The 18,662-nt window shown below is 57.6% G+C and carries 16 protein-coding genes, 1 other RNA gene and 2 pseudogenes; 12 read left to right on the plus strand and 7 right to left on the minus strand.

The window, feature by feature from the left end; genetic code table 11:
* Window positions 1–44: 44 nt before the first annotated feature.
* The gene (radA, locus tag IAE40_RS08830) at window positions 45–1,412 is read right to left on the minus strand and encodes a DNA repair protein RadA (protein WP_054894041.1); all 1,368 of its coding nucleotides are present in this window, start codon (window positions 1,410–1,412) and stop codon (window positions 45–47) included.
* A 179-nt stretch (window positions 1,413–1,591) separates the two neighbouring features.
* Here radA and mscL point away from each other — a divergent pair, with 179 nt between their 5' ends.
* The gene (mscL, locus tag IAE40_RS08835) at window positions 1,592–2,005 is read left to right on the plus strand and encodes a large-conductance mechanosensitive channel protein MscL (protein WP_112899179.1); all 414 of its coding nucleotides are present in this window, start codon (window positions 1,592–1,594) and stop codon (window positions 2,003–2,005) included.
* A gap of 42 nt (window positions 2,006–2,047) precedes the next feature.
* Here the strand turns inward: mscL and IAE40_RS08840 are convergent, their stop codons facing one another.
* Complete coding sequence (locus IAE40_RS08840) at window positions 2,048–2,824, minus strand: ferredoxin--NADP reductase (protein WP_197893251.1); 777 nt, start codon at window positions 2,822–2,824, stop codon at window positions 2,048–2,050.
* 203 nt (window positions 2,825–3,027) lie between these two features.
* Between IAE40_RS08840 and IAE40_RS08845 the strand changes: the two genes are divergently transcribed.
* The 3 genes from IAE40_RS08845 (at window position 3,028) to IAE40_RS08855 (ending at window position 5,787) form a co-directional block, all read left to right on the plus strand.
* The gene (locus tag IAE40_RS08845; RefSeq protein WP_200603033.1) at window positions 3,028–3,741 is read left to right on the plus strand and encodes an autoinducer binding domain-containing protein; all 714 of its coding nucleotides are present in this window, start codon (window positions 3,028–3,030) and stop codon (window positions 3,739–3,741) included.
* Window positions 3,742–3,832: 91 nt separating this feature from the next.
* Window positions 3,833–4,957, plus strand: a complete 1,125-nt coding sequence (locus IAE40_RS08850; protein ID WP_200603034.1) for a methyltransferase — start codon at window positions 3,833–3,835, stop codon at window positions 4,955–4,957.
* Window positions 4,958–5,541: 584 nt separating this feature from the next.
* Window positions 5,542–5,787, plus strand: a complete 246-nt coding sequence (locus tag IAE40_RS08855) for a hypothetical protein (RefSeq protein ID WP_200603035.1) — start codon at window positions 5,542–5,544, stop codon at window positions 5,785–5,787.
* Between the two features lie 168 nt (window positions 5,788–5,955).
* Here the strand turns inward: IAE40_RS08855 and IAE40_RS08860 are convergent, their stop codons facing one another.
* Genes IAE40_RS08860 through IAE40_RS08870 form a run of 3 tightly spaced genes read right to left on the minus strand, consistent with a single transcriptional unit; the run spans window position 5,956 to window position 8,560 of the window.
* Window positions 5,956–6,096 (minus strand): DUF2474 domain-containing protein, encoded by a 141-nt coding sequence (locus IAE40_RS08860; RefSeq protein ID WP_063546145.1) that lies wholly within the window; start codon window positions 6,094–6,096, stop codon window positions 5,956–5,958.
* Between the two features lie 13 nt (window positions 6,097–6,109).
* Window positions 6,110–7,117, minus strand: a complete 1,008-nt coding sequence (cydB, locus tag IAE40_RS08865; RefSeq protein WP_054894034.1) for a cytochrome d ubiquinol oxidase subunit II — start codon at window positions 7,115–7,117, stop codon at window positions 6,110–6,112.
* Between the two features lie 3 nt (window positions 7,118–7,120).
* On the minus strand, window positions 7,121–8,560 hold the full coding sequence (locus IAE40_RS08870) for a cytochrome ubiquinol oxidase subunit I (protein WP_200603036.1): 1,440 nt from the start codon (window positions 8,558–8,560) through the stop codon (window positions 7,121–7,123).
* A gap of 352 nt (window positions 8,561–8,912) precedes the next feature.
* Between IAE40_RS08870 and IAE40_RS08875 the strand changes: the two genes are divergently transcribed.
* The 3 genes from IAE40_RS08875 (at window position 8,913) to IAE40_RS08885 (ending at window position 10,483) form a co-directional block, all read left to right on the plus strand.
* Window positions 8,913–9,206 carry a hypothetical protein gene (locus IAE40_RS08875; RefSeq protein ID WP_112899183.1) on the plus strand — a complete coding sequence of 98 codons (294 nt, stop codon included), beginning with the start codon at window positions 8,913–8,915 and terminating at the stop codon, window positions 9,204–9,206.
* Window positions 9,207–9,311: 105 nt separating this feature from the next.
* Window positions 9,312–9,703, plus strand: a transfer-messenger RNA (tmRNA) gene (gene ssrA, locus IAE40_RS08880).
* Window positions 9,704–10,219: 516 nt separating this feature from the next.
* A complete protein-coding gene (locus tag IAE40_RS08885) occupies window positions 10,220–10,483 on the plus strand; it encodes a DUF3077 domain-containing protein (RefSeq protein ID WP_200603037.1) in 264 nt (87 codons plus the stop codon).
* A 29-nt stretch (window positions 10,484–10,512) separates the two neighbouring features.
* Here the strand turns inward: IAE40_RS08885 and IAE40_RS08890 are convergent.
* A pseudogene (locus IAE40_RS08890) lies at window positions 10,513–11,208 on the minus strand (nuclease); the annotation flags it as partial.
* Between the two features lie 436 nt (window positions 11,209–11,644).
* Between IAE40_RS08890 and IAE40_RS08895 the strand changes: the two are divergent.
* The 4 genes from IAE40_RS08895 to IAE40_RS08910 all read left to right on the plus strand — a co-directional run bounded on the left by IAE40_RS08895 (window position 11,645) and on the right by IAE40_RS08910 (window position 16,254).
* Entirely contained in the window at window positions 11,645–12,124 is a 480-nt protein-coding gene (locus tag IAE40_RS08895; protein WP_200603038.1) for an AAA family ATPase, read from the plus strand.
* Window positions 12,090–13,517 (plus strand): AAA family ATPase, encoded by a 1,428-nt coding sequence (locus tag IAE40_RS08900; protein ID WP_200603039.1) that lies wholly within the window; start codon window positions 12,090–12,092, stop codon window positions 13,515–13,517. Before IAE40_RS08895 ends, IAE40_RS08900 begins: the two co-directional genes overlap by 35 nt.
* A 236-nt stretch (window positions 13,518–13,753) precedes the next feature.
* Window positions 13,754–15,340 carry an Eco57I restriction-modification methylase domain-containing protein gene (locus IAE40_RS08905; protein WP_200603040.1) on the plus strand — a complete coding sequence of 529 codons (1,587 nt, stop codon included), beginning with the start codon at window positions 13,754–13,756 and terminating at the stop codon, window positions 15,338–15,340.
* On the plus strand, window positions 15,337–16,254 hold the full coding sequence (locus IAE40_RS08910) for a XamI family restriction endonuclease (protein WP_151924309.1): 918 nt from the start codon (window positions 15,337–15,339) through the stop codon (window positions 16,252–16,254). The genes IAE40_RS08905 and IAE40_RS08910 overlap by 4 nt, the downstream gene beginning before the upstream one ends.
* A 191-nt stretch (window positions 16,255–16,445) precedes the next feature.
* Here IAE40_RS08910 and IAE40_RS08915 read toward each other — a convergent pair.
* Window positions 16,446–17,292, minus strand: a pseudogene (locus tag IAE40_RS08915) (IS5 family transposase).
* Between the two features lie 412 nt (window positions 17,293–17,704).
* On the opposite strand from IAE40_RS08915, the gene IAE40_RS08920 reads away from it, so the two are divergent.
* Window positions 17,705–18,616, plus strand: coding sequence for a restriction endonuclease (locus tag IAE40_RS08920; RefSeq protein WP_151924308.1), 912 nt, complete (start codon window positions 17,705–17,707; stop codon window positions 18,614–18,616).
* Window positions 18,617–18,662: the final 46 nt, after the last annotated feature.

The raw sequence follows: 18,662 nt of genomic DNA on the forward strand, positions 1-18,662 counted from the left end.
GCGGAATGCTACTCGCTACTGAGAATCACTTGCAAGAAGTGCGATCACTCGAACAGTGCGTCCAGGGCCTGCTCCAGACGCGTCACCGCAATCACCTGCAAGCCTGCCGGCGGTTCCTTGGGGGCGTTGCCCTTGGGCACGATGGCGCGTTTAAAGCCATGCTTGGCCGCCTCCTTCAGGCGCTCCTGGCCGCTGGGCACCGGGCGCACCTCGCCAGAAAGACCGATCTCGCCGAACACCAGCAGGCCATGGGCCAACGGGCGGTTGCGCAGGCTCGACATTACCGCTGCCAGCAGCGCCAGGTCAGAGGCGGTCTCGAGCACCTTGACCCCGCCGACCACGTTGAGGAACACGTCCTGGTCATGGGTGGGAATGCCGCCGTGGCGGTGCAACACCGCCAGCAACATCGCCAGGCGGTTCTGGTCCAGGCCCAGGGTGACCCGTCGCGGGTTGGCCAGGTGGCTGTCGTCGACCAGCGCCTGCACCTCGACCAGCATCGGCCGGGTGCCCTCCCAGGTGGCCATCACCACACTGCCCGGCACCTCTTCCTGAGTGCGGTTGAGGAAGATCGCCGAGGGATTGGACACTTCCTTCAGGCCGCGATCGGTCATGCCGAACACACCCAGCTCGTTGACCGCGCCGAAACGGTTCTTCACCGCTCGCAGCAGGCGCAGGCGTCCGTCCGATTCGCCCTCGAAATACAGCACGGTGTCGACCATGTGCTCGAGCACCCGCGGGCCTGCCAGCGAGCCTTCCTTGGTGACGTGGCCAACCAGGAAGATCGCCGTGCCGCTCTGCTTGGCATAACGCACCAGCAGCGCCGTGCTCTCGCGCACCTGGGCCACGCCACCGGGAGCCGATTGCAGCTGCTCGGTGAAGATGGTCTGAATCGAGTCGATCACCATCACCCGCGGTTTTTCAACCCGCGCCGTGGCGATGATGGTTTCGATGCAGGTTTCGGTCATCACCTTGAGCTGGTCCTGGGGCAGGCCCAGGCGCCGGGAACGCATGGCCACCTGCTGCTGCGACTCCTCGCCGGTGACGTACAGCGCAGGCATCTGCGTGGCGATGTTGCACAGGGTCTGCAGCAGGATGGTGGACTTGCCGATACCCGGGTCACCGCCAATCAGCACCACCGAACCATCGACCAGGCCGCCGCCGAGCACACGGTCGAGTTCGGTGCTGCTGGTGGTGAAGCGCGGGATCTCCTCGACACTCACCTCGGCCAGGGTCTTGATCTGCGCCTGCTGCCCGGTCCAGCCCGCACGCCCGGCAGGCGCTGCAGCGCCGCCGCTTTCGATCATGGTCTCGACCAGGGTGTTCCAGGCGCCGCATTCGCCACACTGGCCGGCCCATTTGGGAAAGGTCGCGCCGCACTCGGTGCAGCCATACAAGCGCTTGGCCTTGGCCATCGGGTCAGTCTCCTGGGCAAAGACTGCCATGATAGCCCAAGCCCGATGTGCCTCGGGCGCTGCTGCGTGCGACAAAACTATTCGTTCTAATGGCAGTCTGTAGCCCTGAATGCAGCGCATGAAGCGTTTTAGTGGCTTACACTGCGTTTACCTCACCATTTGTTACAAAGGAATAAAACATGGGCGTGCTCAGCGAGTTCAAGGCCTTCGCGGTCAAGGGAAATGTCGTCGACATGGCGGTTGGTATCATCATCGGCGCGGCCTTCGGCAAGATCGTCTCGTCGTTCGTGGGCGACGTGATCATGCCGCCACTGGGCCTGCTGATCGGCGGGGTGGACTTCAGTGACCTGGCGATCACGCTCAAGGCTGCGCAGGGTGATATCCCGGCAGTCGTGCTGGCTTACGGCAAGTTCATCCAGACCGTCATCGACTTCGTGATCGTGGCCTTCGCCATCTTCATGGGCGTGAAGGCGATCAACCGCCTCAAGCGCGAAGAGGCCGTGGCGCCCACCACCCCGCCGGTGCCGACGCCGCAGGAAACCCTGCTGACCGAGATCCGCGACCTGCTCAAGGCGCAGAACCGCCAGCCCTGACCAAAACGTTCCGGGGCCGCGATACGGCCCCGGATAGCGTTCCTACCAGTAGTTCTCCACCGCCACCTGCCCCGGCCGCTTGCTCAGGCTCAGTTGCAGGTCGCGCGCCTTCAGCACCTTGCGTGTCTCGTCGATCATTTCAGGGTTGCCGCACAGCATGATCCTCGAATGCTCCGGCGAAAATTCAAGCCCCGCAGCCCGCTCCAGCTCGCCGTTCTCGATCAGCGTGGTGATCCGCGCATTCAGTGCGCCAGGGTGCACCTCACGCGTGACCACCGGAATGAACTGCAGCTTGCCGGCGAACTCGGCCAGGTAGTCGCGCTGTTCAAGCCCGGCGATCAGATCCACGTACGCCAACTCCTTGGCTTCACGCACCGAATACACCAGCTTGATGTTGTCGAAGCGTTCCCAGGCCTCGAAGTCCTGGAGGATCGACACGAAGGGGGCGATACCCGTGCCTGTGGCCAGCAGCCACAAGTCGCGGCCACCGACGAAGCGGTCCAGGGTCAGGTAGCCGAAGGCCTGGCGGTCGATCAGCAGGGTGTCACCCTTTCCCAGCCGGCTCAGCTCACTGGTGAACTCACCGCCCGGCACCACGATGGAAAAGAAATCAAGAAACTCGTCATGGGGCGCGCTGACCATCGAGTAGGCCCGCCACACCACACTGCCGTCGGCCTTGGCCACCCCAAGGCGCGCGAACTGCCCGGCACGGAAACGGAACCCCGCATCACGGGTTACGCGCAGGCTGAAAAGGTTCGGCGTCAGAGGTTGGACATCGAGCAGGGTTTGTGAAGTGAATTTGTCGGCACTGGCGGTCATGACGGACTCCCGAGGTGAATGCGCCAAGTGTGGCGCAAAGTGGCGCCCAGGAACACCGAGGAGCTGTAGGGTCTCGTATAGATTCGGTACAACAAAATCCACTTTTGAACATGCGCTATAGCGAAAAATTTCCAGCGCTTTGGTGGGCTTTTCCTACACTCGGATGGATGTCACCAAAATGTGGATCCACTTGGAGCAACAACATGTCGCATTGGAAGCCCGAAAATCTCCAGATATTACTGGGCGAAAGGCACCCCGAACGTATGTTCGACCACGCCATCGCACTCGTTCAGGAGATGGACATGGAGTACCTGGGGCTTGCCCTGCACCTGCATGTTCCCGCGCAACGTGCCCATGTAATTCTGTACAACAATTTTCCAAAAGAATGGAATGCCCACTACCAGGCGGATCGCAACTTCATCGAGCAAGACCCCATCGTAGCCCTCAGCCGCCGCTCCACGGTCCCGGTGCTCTGGGAAGACAAGCTCTACGACGAAGCCCCCGAATACCGCAGCCTCGCTTGCAGCCATGGCCTGCGTCATGGGTGGACGCAGTCGCTCTACGACCACATCAACCACGCCAGCCAGCTCAGCGTGGCCCGCCCCGAGCACAAGGTCTCGACGCTCGAATTCCTGACCAAGAGCGCACAATTGCTCTGGCTGCACAACGTACTGCATGAACTGATCTGCGAACATCACCGCAGACTGATGGACCCAGCCCCTGCCCTGACCGACCGTGAGCTGGAAGTCACCAAGTGGACCGCTGACGGCAAGACCGCGTCCGACATCGCCTGCATTCTCTCGTTGTCGCAGAGTACCGTGAACTTCCATATCCGCAGTGTGATCACCAAGCTCGGCGTGTCCAACAAGACCGCTGCCGCCGCAGTTGCCGCCGCCCGCGGCCTGATCTGGAAGTAACTGCCCGCTACCGGCAAAGCCCTGTAGAATCGAACGCTTTGACGCTTGCGATCATCCACCGCAGGCAAAGCCGCATCGAGCCCGTTCCCCCATGCCCCTGCTGACCAGCCCATTCGCCGAACTCGACCTGATCCGTCAACCGGAGCAGAACAACGACCCCCTGCAAGCCTTCGACGCTGCCGACGAGTACCTGCTGAGCCACTTGGCAGCCCAGGCACCGCAAACCACGTGTCGCGTGCTGATCCTCAACGACAGCTTCGGCGCCCTGGCGGCCAGTCTCACCGGCCATGTGCAGGTGACCAGCAGCGGCGACTCCCACCTGGCCCACCTGGCCCTGGAAAAAAACCTCGCGCGCAATGGCAAACCCTACGACGCCGTGCCCTTCATACCCTCCAGCGAGCATTGGCAAGGGCCGTTCGACCGTGTGCTGATTCGCGTGCCCAAGACCCTCGCATTGCTCGAGGAACAACTGATCCGCCTGCAAGGCAAGCTGGCGCCCGGCGCCGAGGTGATCGCAGGGGCGATGATCAAGCACCTGCCCCGCGCCGCCGGTGACCTGATGGAGCAGTACATCGGCCCGGTCCAGGCGTCGCTTGCGCAGAAAAAGGCACGCCTGTTGATCGCCACGGTCGGCGAGCGACCTGTCGCCACCTCGCCCTACCCCACCCGCTACCGCCTGGACAGCCCAGCGCTGGAGCTGGTCAACCATGCCAACGTGTTCTGCCGCGAAGGCCTGGACATCGGCACCCGCGCCTTCCTCCCGCACCTGCCGCGCAACCTCGGCAGCGCCCGCGTCGCCGACCTGGGATGCGGCAATGGCGTGCTGGCCATCGCCAGTGCACAGGTCAACCCGGATGCGCACTACACCCTGGTGGACGAGTCGTACATGGCCGTGCAATCGGCGCGGGAAAACTGGCGGGCGGCACTGGGTGATCGCGCGGCGGACATCCATGCTGATGATGGTCTGGCCGGGCAGCAGAAGCAGTCGCTGGATGTGGTGCTGTGCAACCCGCCATTCCACCAGCAGCAGGTGGTTGGCGACTTCCTCGCCTGGCGCATGTTCCAGCAGGCCCGGGAGGCGCTGGTGGTCGGCGGCGCGCTGTACATCGTCGGCAATCGCCACCTGGGCTATCACAGCAAGCTGTCGCGGTTATTCCGCGGTGTGGAGCAGGTCGCGGCGACGCCGAAGTTCGTGGTGCTCAAGGCGCGCAAGTGATCGTAGGGCCAACTGTCTTGTAAAAAATCCAAAGGCCAGCCCAATGCCGGGAAGGCTTAGGGTTTGAAACCAGCCAGTCTTCTGTGGGAACCAGTCTTCTGTGGGAGCGGGCTTGTCCCGCGATCACCGGCGAAGCCGGTGCCATCCACCGCAGTGTCCTTTTCGCGGGCAAGCCCGCTCCCACAAAAAATTCAGGCGCCGGATAGGACGTTTCTGAATCTGCAGCCTGCCAGCTTCAAGCAAATCTTCCTGGGAACTATCCTACGCATTTTGCGGAAGCGTCTTGATTGTCGGGGAAATGTCTCAGGGATACCGTCGCTGGGTCGTCGAGTTGGCGACCGGGCGTGAGAAACCCGAACGATATTGACCCAGGCTTGCAGTCATGGCGGCCGTGTATGGGCAGACTTCGGTCTGGCCGGGTTCCAGTATCCTCGGTTTTCTCACCCCATACGCGGCTGCCACCCTCATCTGGTGAGAAGGATGAACGGCGGTTTCATCTATCGATACTGGATATTCGCCATGAAAAAGATCGTCCCCGACCCACCCCGCTTCATCCCCAGCCCCGTAGATGCGAGGGCTCGACCATGAGTGATCACCCCAACGACTACACCACCGCAGGCGTCGCAAGCTTCCTGGACATGTTCCGCGTGCAACCCGGCCTGTCACCGGAGCGGTTGCTGGAGGAAGTCTCGGTATTAGTGGGCTGCATCCGCGACCTGAGCGACCAGGAACAGGCCGCCCCGGCCTCCATCACAGCACTGCATTACCTCAGCGCACTGGCCAAAGGCCTGCTGAACGATCTGGAAATCGCCCGCAACAGCGTTCATTAAACCGGACGTGACCTCTGTGAGAGCGGCGGTTCTGCGTCCCGACTGGTCCCGCGAAAAGGGCACTGCGGTGCCTGGCACCGGCTGCGCCGGTGATCGCGGGACCAGCCCGCTCCCACAAGGACTGGGCTGGCCTTTAGATTTTGAACCAGGAAGGTGCTCCTACCCGGCTCAATGCGTACTCAATCCCGCCGCACTCATGAACATGCGCATGCCATAGGCCACGATCCCCAGCGCCGCGACACTCAGCGCCCAGATCAGCACCAGCCAACCCAGGCGCTGCCACAGCGGTTTCTTCTCCTCGATATCCATCGCCCGGCACTCCCTAGTGGTAGCCATCGTCGTGGGTCACCTTGCCGCGGAACACGTAGTAGCTCCAGAAGGTGTACCCCAGGATGAACGGCAGGATGAACAGCGTCCCCACCAGCATGAAGCCCTGACTCTGCGCTGGCGCAGCGGCATCCCAGATCGAGATCGACGGCGGGATGATGTTCGGCCACAGGCTGATACCCAACCCGCTGTAGCCCAGGAAGATCAGCACCAACGTCAGCAGGAACGGCGTGTAGTTGGCGTTGCGCGCCACCGCCTTGAGCAACCCATAGAAGGTCACCAGCACCAACACCGGTACCGGCATGAACCAGATCAGATTGGGCATGCTGAACCAGCGATCGGCGATTTGTGGATAAGCCAGCGGCGTCCACAGGCTGACGATGCCGATCACCACCAGCAGCACCAGCGCCAGCGGCCGCGCCAGGTCATGCATCTGCTTCTGCAGCGGCCCTTCGGTCTTCATGATCAGCCAGGTGCAACCCAGCAGCGTGTACGCCACGATCAGGCCCAAGCCGCTGTAGATGCTGAACGGCGTCAGCCAGTCAAACGCGCCACCAGCGTAGTGGCGGTCGACCACCTTGAAGCCTTCGATGAAGGCCCCCAGCGCCACGCCCTGGAAGAAAGTGGCCACCAGCGAACCCCAGATGAACGCCTTGTCCCACAGGTGACGCTTGTCGTCCTTGGCCTTGAAGCGGAACTCGAAGGCCACGCCACGGAAGATCAGGCCCACCAACATCAGGATCAGCGGCAGGTACAGCGCCTCGAGCACCACCGAATAGGCCATCGGGAAAGCCCCGAACAGCCCCGCACCGCCCAGCACCAGCCAGGTCTCGTTGCCGTCCCATACCGGGGCGACGGTGTTCATCATCACATCACGGTCACGCTCGCCCTTGACGAAGGGGAAGAGCATGCCGATTCCCAGGTCGAAGCCATCCATGACCACGTACATCATCACCCCGAAGATGATGATCACGGCCCAGATCAGCGGAAGATCGATACCCATGGCTCAGTTCCCCTTGTTCAGGCTGGCAGTATCGTGGTCCGCACCACCGTCGTCGGCAGCCGACAACGGCCGCGCTGGCGTCCGTTTCTGCCCCGGACCGCCCGGCGGCTGTGCGTCACCCTCCCCGGTGTGCGGCCCTTTGCGCACCAGGCGCATCATGTAGCCAAGACCGGTACCGAACAGCGCGAAGTACACCACCACGAACATCACCAGGGTGAAGCCGAGCTGCCCGTAGCTGTGGTTCGACACCCCGTCCGCCGTGCGCATCAGCCCATACACCACCCACGGCTGACGACCGATCTCGGTGGTGAACCAGCCCGCAAGAATCGCAATCAACCCCGACGGCCCCATCCACAGCGTGAGATGGAGGAACGGCCGCGAGGTATAGAGCGTGCCGCGCTTGCGCAGCCACAGGCTCCACAGGCCGACGAAGATCATCAGGAAGCCCAGCCCGACCATGACCCGGAACGACCAGAACACGATGGTCGAATTCGGCCGGTCTTCAGGCGGAAACTCCTTCATCGCCGGCACTTGCTTGTCCAGGCTGTGGGTCAGGATCAGGCTGCCCAACGCCGGAATCTCCACCTTGAAGCGCGTGGTCTCGGCTTTCATATCGGGGATGCCGAACAGGATCAGCGGCGTCGGCTCGCCGGGCTTGTTCTCCCAGTGGCCCTCGATGGCGGCGATCTTCACCGGCTGATGCTTGAGCGTGTTCAGGCCATGGAAGTCGCCGATCACCGCCTGGATCGGCGTGACAATCAGCGCCATCCACATGGCCATCGACAGCATCTTGCGCACCGCCGGATTATCCCGCCCGCGCAGCAGATGCCAGGCCGCCGACGCACCGACGAAGAACGCCGTGGCCACGAACGCAGCGGTGGCCATGTGCATCAGGCGGTAGGGGAACGAGGGGTTGAAGATGACCATCAGCCAGTCAACCGGCACCACCCGGCCATCGATGATCTCGTGGCCCTGGGGCGTTTGCATCCAGCTGTTGGAGGCAAGGATCCAGAAGGTCGACACCAGCGTGCCGAGCGCCACCATCACCGTGGCGAAGAAGTGCAGCCCCCGCCCCACGCGGTTCCAGCCGAACAGCATGACCCCGAGGAAACCCGCTTCGAGGAAGAAGGCAGTCAGCACCTCGTAGGTCAGCAAAGGCCCGGTGACGGCACCGGCAAAATCGGAGAAACGGCTCCAGTTGGTGCCGAACTGATAGGCCATGACCAGCCCCGAGACCACCCCCATGCCGAAGTTGACGGCAAAGATCTTCGACCAGAAGTGGTAGAGGTCGCGGTAGACATTGTTGTGGGTCTTCAGCCAGAGGCCCTCGAGGACCGCCAGGTAGCTCGCCAGGCCAATGGTGATGGCCGGGAACAGGATGTGGAAGGATACGGTAAACGCAAACTGGATTCGGGCGAGCTCCAAGGCCTCTAAACCGAACATAGTGCTTCCTCTTCAGGTAATCCGGGCGTTCGGGCTCGTGACCCTCGCGCTCACTGCCCCCACGGTAATCGAGTGCGCTGTTGTCGAATTGTTCTGTTCGATCGCAGGGATTCTGGCCAGGCGGCCAACTCGTTTCATCTGGAACGATTGATCCAGATCAACGGCTGTTGGGAAGCATAGTCCCGAATGCCAGGGCAGGCTGTGTGGTTGTTTGCCGCGTGACCGGTTGCCTCACCCTCTTTACTCGCGACGGGTTTGGTGGATCGCCCGATCAACCCGATGGAACCCTTGGCCAATGGCCACAGTCCACCTTTCAGGCCCACCTTCCAGAGGCCTTCACCAGGAGACACCCATGAAAGGTACAGCGCTTTCCGCCCTCTTCGCGGCCGCCACCCTGCTGGCCTCGCCTGTATTCGCTGCCGATGACCTCTGCGCGATCAACCTGCAGAAGATCGACGACAGCATGGCCACCGCCGGCGCCACGTCCGAAGGCCTGGACAAGGCACTCACCGAGCATGTCGACAAAGCCAAGGCCGCCCAGGCCAGCGGCGACACCAAGGAGTGCATCGCCATCACCAGCAAGGTGCTTGAGCGTCTTGAGAAAACCGAGAAAGGCAGCGGCTCGGCCGGCGGCAGCGGCGCCTGAGCCGCTCTGTTGCAACGGGCGGCGGCACCAGCAGTCGACGCCGCCCGCGCAAAGGCGTATACTCGGCGGCACGTGTCGAGAGATACGTCAGCTAGAGCTGAGTGTGGGGCCGATCAGGATTCGACGCCGGTAGCGAAACTCTAGGTGCATGCCGAGTTGGTAACAGAACTCGTAAATCCACTGTTGCAACTTTCTATAGTTGCCAATGACGAAAACTACGAGGGCTACGCTCTCGCTGCGTAAGCAGCTGAGCCCGCTCTCCTGGTAGCTTCGGCTCCAGCAATCACCAGGGGATGCCTGTAAACCCGAAGTGATTGTCATACAGAACAGGATCGTCGTGTAGCACGTTGGGGGCAAAGCGACTAAAACTTACCCAACTCGTCCAAAGCACCCTGCCCGTCGGGCGGCTGCGGATTAACTCAGTAGACACGGCTAAGCATGTAGTACCGACAGCGGAGTACTGGCGGACGGGGGTTCAAATCCCCCCGGCTCCACCAAATCCGAAACAGAAGAAGACGCCCTTGGGCGTCTTTTTTTGTGCCTGGGATTTGGGGTTCAGCGCGCGGAAAATCGGATTCATCCGCTTTCGTGTAGTCCGTTTCCCAAAGATACTACCGGCGCCTGTTTTCCGTTGCGGTCGCTTTTTCAGGGTCTTAGTCTCGCCGGGTCGTTGCTCATCAACGGCATGACTTTGACAGGTCGCAACGGTAAACAACAAAACGGCTCGTCGTTATGGCGGCTGTACGTGCGGGCACGCTTGCGTGCGCCGGAACTTGTTGTTTCCGCCGGTCTGTCAACCCGCGTACAGCTGCCACCCTCTGTTTGACGGCGGAGGGTGATGGCGTTTTGAAGGGAAACAAATCATGTTGAAGATTGTTCCGGATCCGCCAGCTTTACTCGATTTCCTTGGGCGTGCGGGTGAGAGCGCTTGGCCTTCGCGCCGGCGTTGTCGCGGAAGACAGCAGCTTATGGCTCTAGGCCCCCTGATGCATTTCAATCAGGGGGGTTGATCGATGCCCACTGAAAACATCAAATGCACAGCCGGTGAAACAGTGTTTTACCAAGGTGAAAATCAAACTCACCCGCTGTTTCGTATCGAGCCCGGCATCCCCTGCGAACGCGCCAGGGAGCAGGCCTCAGAGCTGATGGGGTACGCTCGAGACCTCACCGTAGAAGGGCTAATGGAGAATAAACCAGCGTTTATCTGGGCCGGACATTATCTCTGCGCGTTGGGTAAAGCGCTGCTGGATGATGCGGAGCTGGGGATGATGCGCTGAACTCAAGTCGGGCCCAGGCTTGGCCGCTACTACACTACCTCGCTAGCGGCCATATCGTCGAAATGAGGGAAGCGCTCCTTCAATCGCTCGATAGTTGCTCTCCATTTCGGCGTCTTGGGCCGGCACACGGTGTTCTGATTCCCGAACATTCCAATCTCCCGAACCGCAAGGCTCACCGGAACGGTTTGTAGCCACTGCACCGGGACGAAATATTCGCAGTGCTCAGGGTCATCAATGAATTCGGCGTGATAGTTGGCCCGGACCGCGAGCTCCATCACCGGCCGTTCCTCGCCATCTTTCATCACCCTGAATTCATTTGCTGGAACCGCAGGGCCAAGCACACGACCAACTTCCACATAGCCTTGCTGGGGAACATTGATCCATACACGGTCCTCTGCAGACAACAGCTGCAGTGTCTTGCTGTACCACGAGCCCCCACCGCCAGATATGAAGCCGAATTCCAGCGCATCAACCCATGAGCGTGAATCGGAGCCCCCGAACGAGCAGTAAAGTTCGCCATTCCAAGGCTCGCTCTGCCCTTCACTGGCCGAGGCGGCATTCACTTGGGTCTGGACTGGATCGAGTAGCCAGGACCTGCTCAGCAATAGCTGCTCACCTACCTGAAAGACCTGGAAGCAGAGCACGTTGATCGGAATGTCTCGCTTGCTGAGGTATTGCACGATTCGCTCGCCGCTCGCATCCAACTCTGTAACGACGATTATCATATCGGGATAACGTCAGAATGAAGCGCGCCGTCAAGTGAAAGACAGATCACACCATGAGGCTATGGTCGAGTACTTCCGCGCTAATCCGAGCTACTCTGAAAGGCTGCTTGCCGAAACTCATCGCGACGGCTGCCCGGCTGAACTGACTATTCTGTTACGGCAGATGGCCGATGCTTTCGGGATGGATAACGATGACGTAGATCAGCCTGGACGTGAGACGGTCGTCCAATCGGTGCCCCCGAAATTCCGTCGGCTACATGGGAGGCATTGATGCACTTCGCACAACTAGCTGGTGCGTGATGCAGTGTTGCGTATCACTGGCAGCCCTCAAGATCACCGTCAACGGTCTTATCCTTCACCCCGAATGAGGATGTGTGCCGGCTGTGCATGGAGGCTGCAATTCATAGTGTTGACTTGCTAAATACAGGGAGAAAGGATGTCTGCATTTACGGTTCAGATAAAAAACTGCAACAGCATAGAAAGTGCTGAAATTCGGATAGCCAAGGGCACGCTGAATATAAAGTATGGCCCGAACGGACTAGGGAAAAGTTCAATAGCAAAAGCAATTCTAGCCGCCGTTAACAATGACGGAACGCTTCAAAAGCTGAAGCCTTTTAAACATCGTGCGCTTGCTGATCAGTTTGAGCCATCCGTGACTGGTGTTGAAGGTGTCAAGTCGGTTTTGGTTTTTGACGATAACTACGTCTCACAGTTTACCTTTCAGCGGGATGAAGTTCTCAAGAATAGTTTTGAGATTTTTATCAAAACAGATTCTTTTGTCGCCGCGATGCAGGAAATAGAAGCACTCTTCCAAGGAGTCAAGTCTGCTTTCGACGGAAATGAAGCCTTGGCTAATGCGATATCAGACTTAAAAGAGCTTCGTGACGCCTTCGGAGTCGGTAGCCAAAGAGTATGACTCCAAAGCTGTAGAGCATTTAAGTGCGTTGCAGGCTGTTATCGCAAGGTTAGGGAATTATTTCAATGCTGCATGTCGTGAAAGCCTGGGGAATGTTACAAAATCCAAAGTCGAGCTTTCGCCAGAGGAAGCTAATTTTTTAAGTGCTCTTCGAGGCGATGTTGAAACCCTAATTGTAAAGCTTGAAGGATTGCGCTCTATTTCGTTTTTTGCATTGCGAGATGTTGAAAAGGTTGATGAGGAAATCAATAAGCTGACAATTGACCTAGGTTTGCTAGAAAGGCTGGATTCGGCAGATACTAAATCCATCGTCGATCCGGTAAATGCCAAGCTTCAAGAATTGGCAGGGAGGGTGGGAGATCTTAAAGGGAAGATTAATAGGCATAAGAAGCTGATTGAACGGGCTGTCGAGGAAAACCAAGATGGTATAAATGGCTTTCTCAAGTCTGCTGGTTATAAGTACAGCGTGCTTATTAAGTCTGAAGCCGACTCTTACAAGATGAAGCTTGTGCATCAAGACTACAATGAGCATATTGAGGCTGCTGCGCAGCATCTTAGCTACGGAGAAAGGAACGCTTTCGCTCTTATATTGTTTATGTATCAAGTTCTGAGAGAAAAACCTGGGCTGGCGGTTTTAGATGACCCGGTCTCAAGCTTTGATAAGACGAAGAAGTTTGCAATTTTGAACGAGCTGTTTAGAGGTAAGGCAAGTCTTCGTGATACTACCGTCCTCATGCTGACTCATGATATCGAGCCTGCTATAGATGTCATACGGGGCGTAAAACGGTTGTTTCAACACCCCAAGCCAACGGCATTTTTCCTGGCTTCGAAAGCAGGTGTCGTCTCTGAGGTGGAAATTAAGGAAGAGAATATCCAAACCTTCGCACAGATATGTGGGGATAATATTCGCGATGTTGCAGATGAGGTTATTCAGTGCATATATCTAAGAAGGCATTTCGAGATTGTCAATGATTTAGGGATGGAATATAACTATTTGGCAAACCTTTTGCACTCAAGGGATGTGCCTATCCTAAAGTCTGCTACGGGCGATGTTGTGATGGATGCTCAGCAAATTGCAGGCGCGGAAGCAGGTATCAAGAAGTTTATCCCGACTTTCGATTACGCTAAGGTGCTTGCTGTTATTAAGGATAAAGTGGAGATGAAGCGTCGATTTACGGACGCTAAGGTTGGATACGACAAACTTCAGCTTTTCCGAATTATTAAGGAAGTGCACGGTTCCCCTGCTGGAGAGCAGGATGGTATTCTTCAGAAGTTTGTAAATGAGTCCTTTCATATTGAGAATGAGTATGTGATGCAGCTTAATCCTCACAAGTTCGACAACGTGCCGGAATATGTAGTCCAAGAGTGTGAGCGTGTGGTTATGGCAGGTTAAATGACCACACGATGGATACACAATGTGTATCCATCGTGCTACGCTACGTCTATGACACTCAAAAATTCCGGTATGCGTATCAGGGTGGAGAAGGAGCTGCGCGACGCGTTCGTGCAGGCTTGCCGCACCCAAGACCGACACGCTTCAGATGTGCTGCGTGACTTCATGCGAGCCTTCACTGAGAAGCAGCTACTAGGCCAGGCTGACCTATTCGCCGGACTCAAGGGAAAGCAAGAATGAATGTGCACACAGAGCAAGAGCTAGTGGCTCTTTGCCTTGCCCTTATTGAAGGGCAAGGCAGCCTGTCTTCGGGCGAGCGTAAGCTCGTGAAGACAGCGTCAGAATTGGCGTTCACACCTCGAGAAATCGATCGAATCCGCAAAGAGATAACACGTGGCGCCGATCCGCTCGGCGAAGCCTTTTCGTCGATCCGATCCGCCACCGAGCGTCGTGCGGCTGGTGCTGTCTATACGCCTGCGCCAATCGTTCGCTCGATGATGACCTGGCTAGTTAGCCAAGGAATGCCGAGCAGAATTGTCGATCCGGGTGCTGGTTCAGGTCGTTTTATCCTAGCCGCAGGTGAAGCCTTTCCGAATGCGCAGCTGGTTGCTGTGGAAATGGATCCGTTGGCCGCCTTGATGTTACGCGCGAATTTAAGCGCCCGCGGTTGGGCCGATCGGACGACCGTCTTGGTCAAGGACTACCGGGAAATTAAGCTACCGAGGTGCGCAGGTATGACTGCGTTCGTCGGTAATCCGCCTTACGTAAGGCATCACGATATTGCCGAACCTTGGAAAGCTTGGTACGCATCGAAATTTGCTGGCTTTGGCATTAAGGCCAGCGCGTTGGCCGGCTTGCATTTGCATTTTTTCCTGCAAACGCGGTTGCTCGCGAAAGCGGGCGACGTAGGCGCATTCATCACTTCATCAGAATGGATGGATGTTAACTACGGTTCCGCGCTACGCCGACTTTTGCTCGATGAGCTGGGCGGAATCGCCCTACATGTGCTTGAGCCCACGGTCGAAGCGTTCCCTGGGACGGCGACAACAGCCTCTATTACTTGCTTCCGCGTTGGCGCTACAGCTGAGCCGGTGCGAGTGCGTGCCATCGATGAGCTGAAAAGCTTAAACGGCTTGTCGAAGGGAACCGATATCGCACGCGATAGGCTGCATGCCACGCCTCGGTGGTCAATTATTGTTCGGCCGTCCCAGTCCATAACAGTTGGCGACATTGAGCTTGGCGAGCTTTTTCGGGTGCATCGCGGTCAGGTGACGGGTGCAAATAACATATGGATTGCAGGTGAGCATGCGAAAGGTCTGCCTGATAGGGTCAAACTGCCGGCGGTCACAAAGGCCAAAGACTTGATCCAGGCCGGTGCACATTTGCAGTCGTCTGAAGTTCTGCGCCGTGTCATCGACCTGCCTCCTGAGTTGGACGACTTTACTATCGAAGAGCGCCGGAGCATCAGCGCTTTCTTGGATTGGGCCAAACTCAACGGAGCAGACCAGAGCTACATAGCGCGACATCGAAAAGCTTGGTGGTCCGTGGGGCTCAAGGCTCCAGCGCCTATTTTGTGCACATACATGGCTCGCCGCCCGCCTCAGTTCACACTCAATGCATGTGATGCGCGACATATAAACATTGCGCACGGCCTCTACCCGCGTCAAGCGCTGGCCGACGGTGTAACGGATCGTCTAGTGCAATGGCTTAACAACAACATCAACACGGGAAGCGGCAGAACCTATGCCGGTGGCTTGACCAAGTTTGAGCCTAAGGAAATCGAGCGCCTGCGCATCCCAAATTTGGAAACTCTTCTTGCATGATAAGCGCACCTCCCCGTTGGACTATCGATGAGCTTGCTGAAGACTCTGCCACGTCTGCTGCGTTATTCCGAGATGAGCGTCTAGCTGTCTCTGATTCTTGGGAAACCCACTACAAACAAGCGCGAGGTAAGTTCGAGCAGCTATTCAAAAAGCTGAGCGACCTCAACCCTGGCGCGATCACTAATGACAATCTTGCCGAAGCTTACGGTTTGGGCCTAGGCGAAGCGTTGCGGTACTTGGCTGGTCCGCCGATCTCCGATGACGACCTGCGAGTAATCGCCAACGTTGATTCGATTGCACCGGGGGTTTTGAAAAAAAATCCTGAAGCACTACGTAAAGTGTTTGAGGTTATCGAGCGGGTGATCGACCCGCATCGATTCCCCTGGATGGAGGCCGGTGGTGCACCGACTCTTCAGCAGCGCGAAGCTGCGTTGTTGGCTTCGTCTGTACTCTTGGCTGCGCAACGAATTGCGACCGAGCGACGCAATGAAGGCAAAGAAAACCAAGAGACCAAGGTGAAGGACTACCTTCGCAGCCTTGGTTTTAGCGAGGCCCCGGCGGTCGCAATCAATACGATTGTGAAAGGCCCGCAACCTATGCAGTTCTGCTCTGAATGCCAGCTCGGCGAGCGTAAGGCTGATGTCGTCGTGCGCCTACACGATACACGCATCCTGGCAATCGAGTGTAAGGTGTCGAACAGCGCGACAAATAGTGTTAAGCGTTTGAATAACGACGCAGCAGTCAAAGCCGAATACTGGATTAAGCAGTTCGGTAGTGCGCAGGTCGTACCTGCTGCTGTACTGGCCGGAGTCTTCAAGGTGTTGAACCTTGAACAGGCGCAGGCCCGGGGTCTCTCTCTACTATGGTCGCATGACCTTGAGAAGCTTGGTGCGTTCATCGACTCAACTAAATAGCGCTATGCTATAGCGTATTTCATGGTGATTTCTTTCCTCTTGTCATCGACCCATCTAATTTTAAAGTACGTCCCCTGCATGAATACCATCGAGTTCGAGCAAGTCTAAAGTTGGTGTTAAAACCTTGATCCATTCTGATGAAGATAGGGCCCGCAAATTGCGGGCCTTATTTTTGCAACCCTGTAGGCTCTTTACAAAAATAGATGTCGCAAACATCACATAGAACACCCAGCGAGACCACAGCAGCATAGCTTTTCGCAAGCTAGTAGAAGCGTGTCACGATGCGACGGTTCTCTTTCAGCCAGCCAAACATGTGCTCGATGATTTTGGGCTGTCGGTATTTGGGCCGATCAAACAGTCTGGGTAAGCCAGGTTTGGCTTTGCTCTTCATTTAGAGCATCGGATTACGGGCGGCATTCGATATTGGTCGCAGTAGCGGCGTAACGCTTCGGCGTCGTACCCCTTGTCAGCAAGTAATCATTTGTAGCGTTGACGCGGGCGGCCACGTTGACTTGAGGAAATGCTGACGTTGTCCAGCAATGACCCACCATAGCTGATGTCACTGGTTTAAACGCCAGAGAGAAGGAAGCGCAGCGGTGTCCCGTTGGCATCGCAGATGCATGTGGATTTTGGTAGTCAAGGCACCGCGACTGCGACCTAGAGCGTGATCGGCAGGCTCGTTAGGCCCCCTTTTTTCCGAGCGCCGGATGAGGCTCGGGTTGCGCGTACGGCGGTTGAGTCGATCATCCAGATTTGCAGATCGCTCTGGCCTTGCTCATTCATCTCAGGTGCAAGCGTTTGAGCATCTGATCGAACGTCCCCTGATTTCGCTAGCCGCGAAACCGTTGATACACCGTTGACCCAAGAGCTGAAGCGCTCTGGCATGTCTCGCCACGCAGCGCCCCAGCAGAGAAACCAGAGCACACCATCGAGCATCAGGCGGTCGCTTAGGCGTAGTCGCCCTCGGCCATGAGTTTCGGTGAAGAGATCCGAGACTACATTCCAGGCCTCGTCCGAGAGTTAGTAACGCTTTGCCATCACAGAATTCCTTTCCGTAGATGGTCGGGAACCCTACAGAATTTCAGCTTTCGATGGGCGCCGATTGGGTTTCTCGGGACTTCGTACAGAGCCGAGAAGTCCCAACTCATGCGAATGGAGAGATCGTACGCGCAGGGGCGACAAGCACCAGCGCGACCATTTGCTCAATAGATGCTATCCAGATTTGTTGAGGGGGCGGAGCTCAAAAAGCACCGTCCATCAGAATCCACAGCACGTAGCGTGCCAACTGGTCTTCCAAGCAAGTTGACCAATAAATTATTAACTACAAAAACAGATCGATACCGACTTGTTTCAACTTACCCTGGCCCCCCTCTCGACAAACACAACCAAACTCCTCACCCTTCCCCTATCCCGCTTCGCCATCAGCCCCACATTCTGAAAAGAACATCCCATGCCCATCCCAGACTTCCAAACCATCATGCGCCCTATCCTGGCCATCGTCGCCGACCGCGCTCCGCTCACGCTCAGTGACCTACGCGAGCACGTAGCCAACGAGTTCAATCTAACCGAGGAAGAACGCACCGAACGCCTCCCCTCCGGTAAACAAACAGTCATCAACAATAGAGTCGGCTGGGCGCGCACCTACCTAAACAAAGCCGGTCTACTCGTGATCCCGGCCAAAGGCCTGGTCCAGATCACTCCACGCGGCCTTGAAGCCCTTAACAACGGCCCTGCCCGCATCACTGTCAGTTGGCTCAAGCAATTTCCAGAGTTCGCCGCATTCCACACCACGAACCCTGCCACTAACCCAGTACTGGAAGCCCAACCTGACCCCATCGAGCAATCTACCCCCGATGAACAACTGTCCACAGCCCATCAGGCACTCATGCAATCGCTGGCAGACGATCTCCTCGCCCAAGTCCGTGCCGCTTCGCCGACATTCTTCGAGCAGTTAGTCGTCGATCTCATGATCGCCATGGGCTACGGTGGTTCGCGCAAAGAGGCCGGCAGCGCAACCCAGCAAACCAACGACGATGGTATCGACGGCATCATCAAGGAAGACAAGCTCGGGCTGGATCTCATCTACCTGCAAGCCAAGCGCTGGGGTAACACGGTGCATCGGCCGGAGATCGACAAGTTCATCGGCGCGCTGACCCGTAAGCGCGCACGCAAGGGGGTGTTCATCACGACATCCGACTTTTCCACCGGAGCCCGCGACGCGGCCTTGAGCCTGGACATCAAAGTAGTGCTTATCGATGGTGCCGAACTCGCGCGCCTGATGGTCGACTACAACCTGGGCTGCAGCGTGAGGCAGGTGTACGAAGTGAAGCACCTCGATAGCGACTACTTTACCGAGGAGTGATCCAAGGCTGAACGATACGCAGAAGACGATCATTCACCGCCACTAC

The sequence above is a fragment of the Pseudomonas sp. S44 genome (genome assembly GCF_016624805.1).
GTDB lineage: Bacteria > Pseudomonadota > Gammaproteobacteria > Pseudomonadales > Pseudomonadaceae > Aquipseudomonas > Aquipseudomonas machongensis.

Coding starts and splice junctions, on each gene's coding strand:
- radA (WP_054894041.1), bottom strand. CDS start 1,412: ATGGCCAAGGCCAAGCGCTTGTATGGCTGCACCGAGTGCGGCGCGACC.
- mscL (WP_112899179.1), top strand. CDS start 1,592: ATGGGCGTGCTCAGCGAGTTCAAGGCCTTCGCGGTCAAGGGAAATGTC.
- IAE40_RS08840 (WP_197893251.1), bottom strand. CDS start 2,824: ATGACCGCCAGTGCCGACAAATTCACTTCACAAACCCTGCTCGATGTC.
- IAE40_RS08845 (WP_200603033.1), top strand. CDS start 3,028: ATGTCGCATTGGAAGCCCGAAAATCTCCAGATATTACTGGGCGAAAGG.
- IAE40_RS08850 (WP_200603034.1), top strand. CDS start 3,833: ATGCCCCTGCTGACCAGCCCATTCGCCGAACTCGACCTGATCCGTCAA.
- IAE40_RS08855 (WP_200603035.1), top strand. CDS start 5,542: ATGAGTGATCACCCCAACGACTACACCACCGCAGGCGTCGCAAGCTTC.
- IAE40_RS08860 (WP_063546145.1), bottom strand. CDS start 6,096: ATGGATATCGAGGAGAAGAAACCGCTGTGGCAGCGCCTGGGTTGGCTG.
- cydB (WP_054894034.1), bottom strand. CDS start 7,117: ATGGGTATCGATCTTCCGCTGATCTGGGCCGTGATCATCATCTTCGGG.
- IAE40_RS08870 (WP_200603036.1), bottom strand. CDS start 8,560: ATGTTCGGTTTAGAGGCCTTGGAGCTCGCCCGAATCCAGTTTGCGTTT.
- IAE40_RS08875 (WP_112899183.1), top strand. CDS start 8,913: ATGAAAGGTACAGCGCTTTCCGCCCTCTTCGCGGCCGCCACCCTGCTG.
- IAE40_RS08885 (WP_200603037.1), top strand. CDS start 10,220: ATGCCCACTGAAAACATCAAATGCACAGCCGGTGAAACAGTGTTTTAC.
- IAE40_RS08895 (WP_200603038.1), top strand. CDS start 11,645: ATGTCTGCATTTACGGTTCAGATAAAAAACTGCAACAGCATAGAAAGT.
- IAE40_RS08905 (WP_200603040.1), top strand. CDS start 13,754: ATGAATGTGCACACAGAGCAAGAGCTAGTGGCTCTTTGCCTTGCCCTT.
- IAE40_RS08910 (WP_151924309.1), top strand. CDS start 15,337: ATGATAAGCGCACCTCCCCGTTGGACTATCGATGAGCTTGCTGAAGAC.
- IAE40_RS08920 (WP_151924308.1), top strand. CDS start 17,705: ATGCCCATCCCAGACTTCCAAACCATCATGCGCCCTATCCTGGCCATC.